Genomic DNA, 12,467 nt, shown 5'->3' with positions numbered 1-12,467 from the left:
CCATGAACCTTTTTGACTTCTTTCGTGGCAGACAGAAACAGACCAGCGCGTCGGTAGCGAAAGAGCGTCTACAGATCATCGTGGCGCACGAGCGCGGCCAACGCAGCGAACCGGACTACCTGCCGGCGCTGCAGAAAGAACTGCTGGAAGTCATCCGCAAGTATGTGAACATCGGCAACGATGATGTGCATATCGAGCTGGAAAACCAGGGCAGCTGCTCCATTCTGGAGCTGAACATTACCCTGCCGGATCGCTGATCCGCGCTACCGGGAATTTGGGGCTGCTGTGCAGCCCATCGCGACACAAGGCCGCTCCTACAAGGGAATGCACTCCCCTGTAGTAGCGGCCTTGTGTCGCGATGGGACGCAAAGCGGCCCCAATAGCTTTCCCCGATTTAACAGAGACCACGCAATGCCGCTGTCGAACATCCAGATCCTGCACGAAGACGCCGCCATCCTCGTGATCAACAAGCCGACCCTGCTGCTGTCGGTGCCCGGCCGCGCCGAAGACAACAAGGACTGCCTGATCACCCGCCTGCAGCAAAACGGCTACCCTGATGCGCTGATCGTGCACCGCCTGGACTGGGAAACCTCCGGCATCATCCTGCTGGCCCGCGATGCCGACAGCCACCGCGAGCTGTCTCGCCAGTTTCACGACCGCGAAACCGAAAAGGCCTACACCGCGTTGTGCTGGGGCCAACCGGCGCTGGACAGTGGCAGCATCGACCTGCCACTGCGCTACGACCCGCCAACCAAGCCACGGCATGTGGTGGACCACGAACAGGGCAAGCACGCACTGACCTTCTGGCGCATCGTCGAGCGCTGTGGCGATTACTGCCGGGTGGAACTGACGCCGATTACCGGGCGTTCTCACCAGTTGCGTGTGCACATGCTGTCGATCGGGCATCCGCTGCTGGGTGACCGGCTGTATGCCAACCCTGAGGCGCTGGCTGCGCATGAGCGGCTGTGCCTGCATGCATCCATGCTGAGCTTTACCCACCCGGTGTCGGGGGAGCGGTTGAAGTTCGAGTGCCCAGCGCCCTTCTGAATGTGTACTGCCTTTACAGGCCTCTTCGCGGCTTTAGCCGCGAAGAGGCAGACACAATTTGTCGACTTAATACGCTAAACTCGCGCCACTGCTGTCTGGAGTGAGCTATGCGCGACGCACTGAATTCTGGCCTTATCGACTTCCTCAAGGCCTCCCCCACGCCCTTCCACGCCACCGCCAGCCTGGCCCAGCGCCTGGAAGCGGCCGGCTACCAGCGCCTGGACGAGCGCGACAGCTGGGCCACCGTGCCCGGCGGCCGCTATTACGTCACCCGTAACGACTCCTCAATCATCGCCATCAAGCTGGGCAAGCAAGCCCCCCTGCTGAACGGCATCCGCATGGTCGGCGCCCACACCGACAGCCCGTGCCTGCGGGTGAAACCGCAGCCCGAGCTGCAGCGCCAGGGCTTTCTGCAACTGGGTGTCGAGGTGTATGGCGGTGCCCTGCTGGCGCCGTGGTTCGACCGCGACCTGTCGCTGGCCGGGCGCGTTACCTACCGCCGTGACGGCAAGGTTGAAAGCCAGCTGATCGACTTCAAGCTGCCGATCGCGATCATCCCCAACCTGGCCATTCACCTGAACCGCACCGCCAATGAAGGCTGGGCGATCAACCCGCAGAACGAGCTACCGCCCATCCTCGCCCAGGTGGCCGGAGACGAGCGCATCGACTTCCGCGCCCTGCTCACCGAGCAACTGGCCCGCGAGCACGAGCTGATCGCCGACGTGGTGCTGGATTACGAGCTGAGCTTCTACGACACCCAGGATGCCGCACTGGTCGGCCTGAACGGCGACTTCATCGCCGGCGCCCGCCTGGACAACCTGCTGTCGTGCTACGCCGGCCTGCAAGCCTTACTGGCCGCCGACAGTGATGAAACCTGCGTGCTGGTGTGCAACGACCACGAAGAAGTCGGCAGCTGCTCAGCCTGCGGCGCCGATGGCCCGATGCTGGAGCAGACCCTGCAGCGCCTGCTGCCGGATGGCGACGCCTACGTGCGCACCATTCAGCGCTCGCTGATGGTGTCGGCGGACAACGCCCACGGCGTGCACCCCAACTACGCCGACAAGCACGACGGCAACCACGGGCCCAAGCTGAACGCCGGGCCGGTGATCAAGGTGAACAACAACCAGCGCTACGCCACCAACAGCGAAACCGCCGGGTTCTTCCGCCACCTGTGCATGGCCGAAGAAGTGCCGGTGCAGAGCTTTGTGGTGCGCAGCGACATGGGCTGTGGTTCGACCATCGGGCCAATTACCGCCAGCCACCTGGGGGTGCGCACGGTGGACATCGGGCTGCCGACCTTTGCCATGCATTCGATTCGTGAACTGTGCGGCAGCCATGACCTGGCGCACCTGGTGAAGGTGTTGACCGCCTTCTACCGTAGCCGCGAGTTGCCTTGATGTAGGCAGGTCCGGCCCTATCGCGGTTTTATCCGCAAAGGGCCGGACCTGCTCAAGGTCAATCCCGCCTCGCTTGCCACCCGCTATGCTTGATACATGGCCCCACTGCAAAAGGATTGCTGTCCATGTCCCCGTTCCTGTCCCTGTTCGTGCCGGTGTTCCTGTTCCTGATGCTGCTGACCATCGGCTTCAGCATGCGCGAACGCAATATCGGGGTACTGATGATGTGGATCGGCACCTTGGGTATCTTCGGCCTCACCTGCTGGAAGATCCTTGAGAAACTGCCGTCATAAACCTCTACACTCGGTCAATCGTTTGACCTGAGGTAGATTTGCCAGTGCTTGCCCTCCTGCGTTACCTGTTCCTGCTGCTGTTGCTGTTCATCACCCCGGTAAAGGCGGCGGGCCTGCCTGGCCTGCTGGGTGGCAGTGCGCCTGCGCAACCGGAGGCCACCGAGCCGCTGGGCAAGTCGCTGGACGAGGTGATCAAGAACCTCGAAAACGACCAACAGCGGGCCAAGCTGCTGGCCGACCTGAAAAAGCTGCGCGACGCGACCAAGCAGTCGCAACCCAGCGTCGAACAGGGCGTGCTCGGGCTGATCGGCGGTGCCCTGCATGACTTCGAAAAACAGTTCAGCGGCGACGCCAGCCCGTTCCATCGCTGGGCGGCGGAAATCGAACAGGCCCAGGCGGAACTGACCGAACTGATGGTGCCGGTGCACCAGTGGCCAGCCATCCTGTTCGGCTTTGCCGCTGTCATTGCCGTGTGGAGTGTGCTGGCCTACGCCTTCAACTGGGTTGGGCACCGGATACGCCTGCGCTTTGGCCTGAGCGAAGAACTACCGCAACACCCGCGCACCTGGGACCTGGTGCGCTTTGCCTTGCGCAAGCTCGGCCCATGGCTGGTGGCGCTGGTATTCACCGTTTACCTGAGTTTCGTGCTGCCGCCGTCGCTGGGCAAATCGCTGGCCATGGTGCTGGCCTACGCGCTGGTCGTGGGCACTTGCTTCTCGGCCATCTGCGTCATCGCCTTCTCGCTGCTGGACGGCCCGCACCGCCACCGCGCCCTGCACATCCTGCGGCGCCAGGCGTTCCGCCCGTTGTGGCTGATCGGCAGCTTCGCTGCGTTTGGCGAGGCCATGAGCGACCCGCGCATGCTGGTTGCACTGGGTACCCACCTGGCCCATGCCCTGGCCACCCTGGCCAACGTCATCGCCGCACTGTGCACCGGGCTGTTCATCCTGCGCTTTCGCCGCCCCATCGCCCACCTGATCCGCAACCAGCCGCTGTCGCGGCGCCTGACCCGGCGCACCCTGAGCGACACCATCGAGATTCTCGGCAGCTTCTGGTTCATTCCGGCACTGATTCTGGTGGCCATTTCGCTGTTCGCCACCTTCATCTCGGCGGGCGACACCAGCACCGCCCTGCGCCAGTCACTGATGTGCACGGTGCTGGTGGTGGTGTGCATGGTGCTGAACGGCCTGGTACGCCGCCATGCGGCCAACCCCAAACGCGCCAACAAGCGCCAGGCCGTGTATGCCGAGCGCCTGCGCAACTTTGGCTACCTGCTGGTGCACCTGTTCATCTGGCTGGTATTCATCGAGCTGGGCCTGCGTGTGTGGGGCCTGTCGATGATCAGCTTCGCAGAGGGCGACGGCCACGACATCAGCCTGCGCCTGCTGGGCCTTGCCGGCACACTGATCGTCGCCTGGCTGGTGTGGATCCTTGCCGACACCGCCGTGCACCATGCCTTGGTGCGCTCGCGTCGGGGCCTGGCCAACGCCCGTGCGCAAACCATGATGCCGTTGATCCGCAACGTGATGTTCGTGGTCATCTTCATCATCGCGGTGATCGTTGCCCTGGCCAACATGGGCATGAACGTCACCCCGCTGCTGGCCGGTGCCGGTGTGATCGGCCTGGCCATCGGCTTTGGCGCACAGTCACTGGTGGCGGACCTGATCACCGGGCTGTTCATCATCATCGAGGACTCGCTGGCCATCGACGACTACGTGGACGTGGGCGGCCACCTGGGCACGGTGGAGGGGCTGACCATTCGTACCGTGCGCCTGCGGGACATAGACGGCATCGTGCATACCATCCCCTTCAGCGAGATCAAGAGCATCAAGAACTACTCGCGGGAGTTTGGCTATGCGATTTTCCGCGTGGCGATTCCGCACAACATGAACATCGACCAGGCGATCACGCTGATTCGCGAAGTGGGGCAAAAGCTGCGCAATGACCCGCTGATGCGCCGCAACATCTGGTCGCCACTGGAACTGCAAGGGGTGGAGAGTTTCGAGTCGGGGTCGGCAATTTTGCGGGCGCGGTTCAAGACGGCGCCGATCAAGCAGTGGGAAGTGTCGCGGGCCTTCAACCTGGCGCTGAAGCGGCAGCTGGATGAGGCAGGGCTGGACTTGGCGACACCACGGTTGTCGGTGCAGGTGGTGACTGCGGGTGGTGGTGGAATGGCGCAATCCGGCGCCTCCAGCTAGGCCCTAACCCGCCACGGCACGAATACGAATGGCATCATGCCGCCAATACTCCAGGTCACAGTCGATCAGGTGCCCATGCTGATCACTGTTGACCCGCGTGATGTGCAGCCCCGGGCTGCCCGTCGACACCTTCAGCGCCCCCGCCGCCTCTACCGGCAACGCCGTCGGCAGGATCTCGAAGCACACCTGCCCGTACCGGATGCCATACACCCGCCCATATATCTCGGTAAGCGATTGCGCCAGCTCCTGTTCGAGAATCCCCGGAAAGTACCGGGGGTTCAGGTAATGCTCGGCATACAGCACCGCCCGCCCATCAATCCGCCGTAACCGGCAGATACGCACCACACTGGACAAGGCCGGCAGCTGCAAGCGTGCGCAGATGGCCGCCGAGGCTGGCTGCAAGCGCGCCGACAGCAGCTCGGTACTGGCCACCCGCCCTTGGTCGCGCACCATGGCATGGAAGTGACTGCGCTCGATCAGGTCGTAGGTCAGCCGCTCGGGTGCAACGAACCAGCCGCGGCGTTCTTCACGGTAGATCAGGCCTTGGGCCTCCAGCTGCGCCAGCGCCTCACGCAGGGTGATGCGCGTCGTGTCGAACACCTCACTGAGTTTGCGCTCGGCCGGCAGCTTGCCCCCCGGGGCCAGCAGGCCGTGCTCGATCTGCTCCTGCAGGGCATGGCAGATGGCTGTTACCGCACGCGGTGGCATCGACTGCATCAAAGGTTACCTATTTGGACTAGTCCAGCCCCAGAACAGGGCACTTGGAGAATAGTGCAAGCCTAGGCAGGGCTGATGAACATCCCGTGACAACGCTGCAACCATACTGTTGCCAGAATCGGGCCAGCCCAGAAAAACCGGGGCTGTGGCATGGTCTACGCTGTACTGCCAAGGGCTCGACGCTACCTGTACAGGCCCTCCCCTACATCAAACTGTCACGCAAGCGGCCTACCTTGGCTCAAGGTTTGCTGACCTAGACCAAAGGTTCCAGGCAACGGCTTCACTCATAACAACGATCGTAAAAAGGCACCCACCCAAGGAGCTACGGATGAAAAAGTTGTTCATGGCGTCACTGCTCGGTTCGGCCATCGCGTTCTGCACCTCGGCCATGGCCGCAGACCTAAAGGCCCTGGAAGACGCCGCCCGCAAGGAAGGCACCGTCAACAGCGTGGGCATGCCCGATGCCTGGGCCAACTGGAAAGGCACCTGGGAAGACCTGGCCAGCAAGTACGGCCTCAAGCACAGTGACACCGACATGAGCTCGGCGCAGGAAATCGCCAAGTTCGAAGCCGAGAAGGACAACGCCAGCGCCGACATCGGCGACGTGGGCGCCGCCTTCGGCCCCATCGCCGTGACCAAGGGCGTCAGCCAGCCGTACAAGCCCAGCACCTGGGACCAGGTACCGGAGTGGGCCAAGGACAAGGACGGGCACTGGGCGCTGGCCTATACCGGCACCATTGCGTTCATCATCAACAAGGACCTGGTGAAGGAAGGCGAACGCCCGACCTCCTGGCATGACCTGGAAAAAGGCAAGTACAAGGTCGCCATCGGTGACGTCGGCACCGCCGCACAAGCCGCCAACGGTGTACTGGCGGCGGCCATTGCCTACAAGGGCGACGAAACCAACGTGGCGCCGGGCCTGCAGCTGTTCACCAAACTGGCCCAGCAGAAGCGCCTGTCGCTGGCCAACCCGACCATCCAGACCATCGAGAAAGGCGAGGTCGAGGTCGGCGTGGTGTGGGACTTCAACGGCCTGAGCTACCGCGAGCAGATCGACCCCAAGCGTTTCGAAGTGCTGATCCCGTCGGACGGCACGGTGATCTCCGGCTATACCACCATCATCAACAAATACGCCAAGCACCCCAATGCGGCCAAGCTGACGCGTGAATACATCTTCAGCGATGCCGGGCAGATAAACCTGGCCAAGGGGCATGCCCGGCCGATCCGTGCCGAGCACCTGACGCTGCCGGCGGATGTGCAGGCCAAGTTGCTGCCAAACGAGCAGTACAAGGCCGCGCAACCGATCAAGAATGCCGAAGCCTGGGAAGCCACCTCGAAGAAACTGCCGCAGATGTGGCAAGAGCAAGTGATCATCGAGATGGAGTGAGGGCTCATTTCTGTAGTGTCTGATCCGGCCCTTTCGCGGGCATGCCCGCTCCCACAGGTACAGCACAGGTCCTGAGCCTAGTGCAGTACTTGTGGGAGCGGGTTTACCCGCGAAGAAGCCAACGCGGTTTACGACTGGAGCAATCATGCAACACAACGTCATCCTGGTCCTGCTGGACGGTCTCAACTACCAGGTCGCCCACCACGCCATGGGCCACCTGCACGCCTACGTCGAGGCCGACCGCGCCGCGCTGTACCGCGTGGAATGCGAGCTGCCGTCGCTGTCGCGGCCGCTGTACGAGTGCATCCTCACCGGCGTGCCCCCCATCGACAGCGGCATCGTGCACAACAACGTCAACCGCCTGTCCAACCAGCGCAGTGTGTTCCACTACGCCCGCGAGGCCAACCTGGGCACCGCAGCAGCGGCCTATCACTGGATGAGCGAGCTGTATAACCGCTCACCCTTCGACCCGCAGCGCGACCGCCACACCCACGCGCCGAAGCTGCCGATCCAGCATGGGTTGTTCTACTGGGACGACCGCTACCCCGATTCGCACCTGCTGGCCGACGGTGAGTACCTGCGCCGCCGCCACGCACCCAACTTCCTGTTGGTGCACCCGATGAGCATCGACGACGTCGGCCACCGCCACGGCCTGGACAGCAGCCAGTACCGCAACGCCGCACGCAGCGCCGACATCCTGCTGGCCGACTACCTGCCAGGCTGGCTGGAAGAGGGTTACCAGGTGCTGGTCACCGCCGATCACGGTATGAACAACGACCGCTCGCACAACGGGCTGCTGACCGAGGAGCGCGAAGTGCCGCTGTTCGTCTTCGGCGACGCCTTCAGCCTGGACCCGGCGGCCAAGCCGCTGCAGACCGAGCTGTGCGGGACCATCTGTGAACTGCTGGGTGCCGCGCACGACAAGACGGTGTGCCGGGAGTTGCTCAAGTGAACCGTGGCCGCTATCTGGCCCTGCTCTGCCTGCTGCCGTTCGCCGTGTTCTTCGTCATCTTCCAGGTCGCCCCGCTGGCCTGGGTGGCGATCAACAGCCTGCAATCGGAAGCCGGCTGGGGCGTCGAAAACTTCAGCAAGGTCTTCAGCTCGAAGTTCTACCTGCAAGCGCTGCAACGCAGCCTGGAAATCAGCTTCTGGTCGAGCCTGTTCGGCATCGTCATCGCCACCCTCGGCGCCTACTCGCTGCGCCAGGTGGACTCGAAACTGCGCGATTTCGTCAGCGCCTTCGCCAACATGACCAGTAACTTTGCCGGGGTGCCGCTGGCGTTCGCCTTCATCATCCTGCTCGGTTTCAACGGCGCGCTGACCCTGCTGCTGAAGCAGATCGGCCTGCTGGAAGACTTCAGTATCTACTCCAAAAGCGGGCTGATCCTGGTGTACACCTACTTCCAGATCCCGCTGGGTGTGTTGCTGCTGTACCCCGCCTTCGACGCCCTGCGTGAAGACTGGCGCGAGTCGGCCGCGCTGCTGGGCGCCAGCCACTGGCAGTTCTGGCGGCACATTGGTCTACCCGTACTCACTCCGGCACTGCTGGGCACCTTCGTCATCTTGCTGGCCAACGCGCTCGGTGCCTATGCCACCGTGTACGCGCTGACCACCGGCAATTTCAACGTACTGCCGATCCGCATCGCCGGCCTGGTGGCTGGCGACATCAGCCTCGACCCGAACCTGGCCAGCGCCCTTGCGATGGTGCTGGTGGGGCTGATGACGCTGGTCACGGTGGTGCACCAATGGCTGTTGAAGAGGAGCTACCATGCGCGCTGACGCCCGTTCCAGCGGCTGGTACCACCGCGCCGTGGTCTACCTGCTGTTCCTGATTCTGCTGCTGCCACTGGCCGGCACCCTGCTCTACTCGCTGGCCACCAGCTGGTCGGCCAGCCTGCTGCCCAGCGGCCTGACCCTGAAATGGTATGCGGCGCTGTGGAGCGAGCCACGCTTCCTGGCCGCTTTCGGCCAGTCGTTGCTGGTGTGCGTGGGCGCACTGCTGCTGTCGATAGTGCTGATTCTGCCGCTGCTGTTCGTGGTGCACTACCACTTCCCCAGGCTGGACGCGCTGATGAACATTCTCATCCTGCTGCCCTTCGCGGTGCCGCCAGTGGTGTCGTCGGTGGGGCTGTTGCAGCTGTACGGCAGCGGGCCGATGGCCATGGTCGGCACGCCGTGGATCCTGATCGGCTGCTACTTCACCATCGCCCTGCCGTTCATGTACCGGGCCATCACCAACAACCTGCAAGCCATCAACCTGCGCGACCTGATGGACGCTGCCCAATTGCTGGGCGCCAGCACCTGGCAGGCCGCGCTGCTGGTGGTGCTGCCGAACCTGCGCAAGGGCCTGATGGTGGCGTTGCTGCTGTCGTTTTCGTTCCTGTTTGGCGAGTTTGTGTTCGCCAACCTGCTGGTCGGCACCCGTTACGAAACCCTGCAGGTGTACCTGAACAACATGCGTAACAGCAGCGGCCACTTCAACAGTGCGCTGGTGATCTCCTACTTCGCCTTCGTGCTGGTACTGACCTGGATCGCCAACCGCCTGAACAAGGACAAGACCTGACATGAGCTTCGTCAGCGTACAGAAACTGCAAAAAAGCTACGCCGGCAGCCCGGTGTTCGAGAACATCGACTGCCACATCGAACGCGGCGAGTTCGTTACCCTGCTGGGCCCGTCCGGTTGCGGCAAGTCCACCCTGCTACGCTGCATCGCCGGGCTGACCCCGGTGGACAGCGGGCAGATCCTGCTGGACGGCCACGACATCGTGCCCGTGAGCCCGCAAAAGCGCGGCATCGGCATGGTGTTCCAGAGCTATGCGCTGTTCCCCAACATGACCGTGGAGCAGAACGTGGCCTTTGGCCTGCGCATGCAGAAGGTGAAGGCCGACGAAAGCCAGGTACGGGTGCGCGAGGCGCTGGACCTGGTGGAGCTGGGCAGCTTTGCCGGGCGTTACCCGCACCAGTTGTCTGGCGGCCAGTGCCAGCGCGTGGCCCTGGCCCGTTCGCTGGTCACCCGCCCTCGCCTGCTGCTGCTCGACGAGCCGCTGTCGGCACTGGATGCACGTATTCGCAAGCACCTGCGTGAGCAGATCCGGGCCATCCAGCGTGAGCTAGGGCTGACCACCATTTTCGTCACCCACGATCAGGAAGAAGCGCTGACGATGTCCGACCGCATCTTCCTGATGAACCAGGGGCGCATCGTCCAGAGCGGCGATGCCGAAACCCTCTATACCGCACCGGTGGACCTGTTTGCCGCCGGCTTCATCGGCAACTACAACCTGCTCGATGCCGACAGCGCCAGCCGCCTGCTGCAACGCCCAGTGGCCAGCCGCCTGGCGATCCGCCCGGAGTCGATCACACTGGGCATACACGGCGAACTGGACGCCCAGGTAAGCAGCCACAGCTTGCTGGGCAACGTGATCCGCTACCGCGTGCAAGTGCGCGACGTGGAGCTGGTGGTCGACGTGCTCAACCGCTCGCCGGCCGACCTGCACGCGGACGGAAAACGGGTAAGCTTGTCGATCGACCCCACGGCGCTGCGGGAAGTGGCCTAAGGAGATTCAGCACAATGGCACTGGCAATTTTCGATCTGGACGAAACCTTGATCCACGGCGACTGCGCTTCGCTGTGGAGCGAACAGATGGCCCGGCTGGGCTGGGTCGACGGCAAGGAATTTCTGCGCCGCGACCATGAGCTGATGGAGGCCTACGGCAAGGGCCACCTGCAGATGGAGGACTACATGGCCTTCAGTCTGGAGCCGATGGCCGGGCGAACCCTGGAAGAAGTCGAGCACCTGGTTGAGCCGTGGGTTGAAGAGGTGATCGAGCCGATCATCTACGGCGACGCCTGCCGCTGCATTGCCGAACACCGCAAGCGCGGGGACCGCATCCTGATCATTTCCGCTTCGGGTACGCACCTGGTTGGGCCGATTGCGGCTCGCCTGGGGGTGGACGAATACCTGGCGATCGAACTGGAGGCGGTGAACGGAGTGTATACCGGCAAGACCCACGGGGTGCTGACGTATCGTGAAGGCAAGATTACGCGGCTGCTGGAGTGGCTGGATCAGGAACAAGAAAATCTGGAGGGGGCGAGTTTCTATTCCGACTCACGGAATGATTTGCCGTTGTTGTTGAAAGTGGACCATCCGCATGTGGTGAACCCGGATGCGGTATTGCGGGAGCATGCCCAGATCAATCGCTGGCCGATTTTGAGCTGGACCTGAGAGTAATTTATTGCCTGAACCGGCCTATTCGCGGGTAAACCGCTCCCACAGGGATCGCACAAATTTCGAATCTGCGGTGATCCTGTAGGAGCGGGTTTACCCGCGAAAGGGCCAGGCCTGCTTACACCAGGCTAGGGTCAATCACCATCACCAGCTTGCCAGAGACCTGATTAGTCTCAAGCTCGGCATACGCCGCCTGGGCAAACTCCACCGGGTAGGTGTCAACCAGCTGCGGCGACAACCGCCCTTCGGCAAACAGCGGCCACACCTGCTGTTGCAACTCACGCAGCAGCTCCGCCTTGAAGCCGTCATCGCGGTTGCGCAGCGTGGAGCCGGTAATCTCCAGGCGCTTGCCCAGCACCTGCGCCAGGTCCAGCTCGAACTTGCGCCCACCCATCAAGCCGATGATCACCCAGCGCCCGTCGCGGGCCAGCAGCTTGAGGTTTAGCTCACCGTAGCTGGCACCCACCGGGTCGAGAATCACGTCGAACGGGCCAAAGCCTTCCAGCGCGTCCAGGTTTTCGTTACGTACCACGCCCCCTGTCGCGCCCAGCGCTTCGCAATAAGCCAGGCGGTCCTGCGAACCGACACTGACCCACACCGGGCTGCCAAACGCCTTGCACAACTGGATAGCGGCCGAGCCCACGCCACTGGCGCCAGCATGCACCAGCACTTTCTCGCCAGCCTTCACAGCACCGAGCTGGAAGATGTTCAACCAGGCAGTGGCATACACCTCCGGCAACGCCGCGGCTTCATGCAGGCTCAGGCCCTCGGGCACAGGCAGCACGTGACGCGCATCGACCACCACTTCCTCGGCCATGGCGCCACTGGCCAACAGCGCGCACACACGGTCGCCCACGCGCCAGTCGGCACCGGCGCCCACTTCCTCAACCACCCCGGCACACTCCAGGCCCATGTACGGGCTGGCGCCCGGCGGTGGCGGGTACAAACCTTTCATCTGCAGCAGATCGGCGCGGTTCAGGCCCGCAGCAGCCACGCGAATGCGCACTTGGCCCGCGTCACAGGCCGGGCGTTCGGCCTCGACCCACTCCACATGTCCGTCAACGCCTTGCAATGCCTTCACAGTGCCTCCATAGTTGAATCATGACTGGGCCTGGGGTTGCTTACCTCAGGCTTTTTGCAGTATTTGCCCGGCTCCATGGAACCGGCAACGGAAAAGACGGCCTACTATGCGTGATCAATTGC

General features: G+C 63.1%; 13 protein-coding genes. 11 read left to right on the top strand and 2 right to left on the bottom strand.

What is annotated here, in order from left to right; all coding sequences use genetic code 11:
• Positions 1-2 precede the first annotated feature (2 nt).
• The 5 genes from minE (at position 3) to ACF8MI_RS10485 (ending at position 4,935) form a co-directional block, all read left to right on the top strand.
• The gene (gene minE / locus ACF8MI_RS10505; protein WP_003252572.1) at positions 3-257 is read left to right on the top strand and encodes a cell division topological specificity factor MinE; all 255 of its coding nucleotides are present in this window, start codon (positions 3-5) and stop codon (positions 255-257) included.
• Between the two features lie 154 nt (positions 258-411).
• Positions 412-1,047 (top strand): RluA family pseudouridine synthase, encoded by a 636-nt coding sequence (locus ACF8MI_RS10500; RefSeq protein WP_060497580.1) that lies wholly within the window; start codon positions 412-414, stop codon positions 1,045-1,047.
• A 107-nt stretch (positions 1,048-1,154) separates the two neighbouring features.
• Complete coding sequence (locus ACF8MI_RS10495) at positions 1,155-2,444, top strand: M18 family aminopeptidase (RefSeq protein ID WP_016715525.1); 1,290 nt, start codon at positions 1,155-1,157, stop codon at positions 2,442-2,444.
• Positions 2,445-2,569: 125 nt separating this feature from the next.
• On the top strand, positions 2,570-2,737 hold the full coding sequence (locus ACF8MI_RS10490) for a hypothetical protein (protein WP_016715524.1): 168 nt from the start codon (positions 2,570-2,572) through the stop codon (positions 2,735-2,737).
• Positions 2,738-2,781: 44 nt separating this feature from the next.
• Positions 2,782-4,935 carry a mechanosensitive ion channel family protein gene (locus ACF8MI_RS10485; protein WP_104835419.1) on the top strand — a complete coding sequence of 718 codons (2,154 nt, stop codon included), beginning with the start codon at positions 2,782-2,784 and terminating at the stop codon, positions 4,933-4,935.
• Positions 4,936-4,938: 3 nt separating this feature from the next.
• Here ACF8MI_RS10485 and ACF8MI_RS10480 read toward each other — a convergent pair whose 3' ends face one another.
• Positions 4,939-5,652: a UTRA domain-containing protein gene (locus tag ACF8MI_RS10480; protein ID WP_060497581.1), complete on the bottom strand. Its 714-nt coding sequence runs from the start codon at positions 5,650-5,652 to the stop codon at positions 4,939-4,941.
• 328 nt (positions 5,653-5,980) lie between these two features.
• Between ACF8MI_RS10480 and ACF8MI_RS10475 the strand changes: the two genes are divergently transcribed.
• From ACF8MI_RS10475 to ACF8MI_RS10450, 6 genes are all read left to right on the top strand, one after another.
• The gene (locus ACF8MI_RS10475; RefSeq protein ID WP_016715521.1) at positions 5,981-7,039 is read left to right on the top strand and encodes an ABC transporter substrate-binding protein; all 1,059 of its coding nucleotides are present in this window, start codon (positions 5,981-5,983) and stop codon (positions 7,037-7,039) included.
• A 145-nt stretch (positions 7,040-7,184) separates the two neighbouring features.
• Complete coding sequence (locus ACF8MI_RS10470; RefSeq protein ID WP_027609476.1) at positions 7,185-7,991, top strand: alkaline phosphatase family protein; 807 nt, start codon at positions 7,185-7,187, stop codon at positions 7,989-7,991.
• A complete protein-coding gene (locus tag ACF8MI_RS10465; protein WP_060497582.1) occupies positions 7,988-8,818 on the top strand; it encodes an ABC transporter permease subunit in 831 nt (276 codons plus the stop codon). Before ACF8MI_RS10470 ends, ACF8MI_RS10465 begins: the two co-directional genes overlap by 4 nt.
• Positions 8,808-9,602, top strand: coding sequence for an ABC transporter permease (locus tag ACF8MI_RS10460; protein WP_060497583.1), 795 nt, complete (start codon positions 8,808-8,810; stop codon positions 9,600-9,602). Before ACF8MI_RS10465 ends, ACF8MI_RS10460 begins: the two co-directional genes overlap by 11 nt.
• A gap of 1 nt (position 9,603) precedes the next feature.
• A complete protein-coding gene (locus tag ACF8MI_RS10455) occupies positions 9,604-10,593 on the top strand; it encodes an ABC transporter ATP-binding protein (RefSeq protein WP_060497584.1) in 990 nt (329 codons plus the stop codon).
• A gap of 14 nt (positions 10,594-10,607) precedes the next feature.
• Positions 10,608-11,261, top strand: a complete 654-nt coding sequence (locus tag ACF8MI_RS10450) for an HAD family phosphatase (protein ID WP_060497585.1) — start codon at positions 10,608-10,610, stop codon at positions 11,259-11,261.
• A 121-nt stretch (positions 11,262-11,382) separates the two neighbouring features.
• On the opposite strand, the gene ACF8MI_RS10445 is transcribed toward ACF8MI_RS10450, so the two are convergent.
• Positions 11,383-12,345, bottom strand: coding sequence for an NAD(P)H-quinone oxidoreductase (locus ACF8MI_RS10445; protein WP_060497586.1), 963 nt, complete (start codon positions 12,343-12,345; stop codon positions 11,383-11,385).
• Positions 12,346-12,467: the final 122 nt, after the last annotated feature.

The sequence above is a fragment of the Pseudomonas sp. yb_9 genome, from assembly GCF_043103635.1.
Lineage (GTDB): Bacteria > Pseudomonadota > Gammaproteobacteria > Pseudomonadales > Pseudomonadaceae > Aquipseudomonas > Aquipseudomonas monteilii.
Note: the sequence above shows the minus strand (reverse complement) of the source record. Positions and strands in the feature narration are given on the sequence as shown.

Excerpts from the sequence above, each read along its gene's own strand:
- ACF8MI_RS10470 (WP_027609476.1), top strand. The coding sequence starts at position 7,185 with ATGCAACACAACGTCATCCTGGTCCTGCTGGACGGTCTCAACTACCAG.
- ACF8MI_RS10490 (WP_016715524.1), top strand. The coding sequence starts at position 2,570 with ATGTCCCCGTTCCTGTCCCTGTTCGTGCCGGTGTTCCTGTTCCTGATG.
- ACF8MI_RS10480 (WP_060497581.1), bottom strand. The coding sequence starts at position 5,652 with ATGCAGTCGATGCCACCGCGTGCGGTAACAGCCATCTGCCATGCCCTG.
- ACF8MI_RS10475 (WP_016715521.1), top strand. The coding sequence starts at position 5,981 with ATGAAAAAGTTGTTCATGGCGTCACTGCTCGGTTCGGCCATCGCGTTC.
- ACF8MI_RS10455 (WP_060497584.1), top strand. The coding sequence starts at position 9,604 with ATGAGCTTCGTCAGCGTACAGAAACTGCAAAAAAGCTACGCCGGCAGC.
- ACF8MI_RS10450 (WP_060497585.1), top strand. The coding sequence starts at position 10,608 with ATGGCACTGGCAATTTTCGATCTGGACGAAACCTTGATCCACGGCGAC.
- ACF8MI_RS10495 (WP_016715525.1), top strand. The coding sequence starts at position 1,155 with ATGCGCGACGCACTGAATTCTGGCCTTATCGACTTCCTCAAGGCCTCC.
- ACF8MI_RS10500 (WP_060497580.1), top strand. The coding sequence starts at position 412 with ATGCCGCTGTCGAACATCCAGATCCTGCACGAAGACGCCGCCATCCTC.
- ACF8MI_RS10460 (WP_060497583.1), top strand. The coding sequence starts at position 8,808 with ATGCGCGCTGACGCCCGTTCCAGCGGCTGGTACCACCGCGCCGTGGTC.
- minE (WP_003252572.1), top strand. The coding sequence starts at position 3 with ATGAACCTTTTTGACTTCTTTCGTGGCAGACAGAAACAGACCAGCGCG.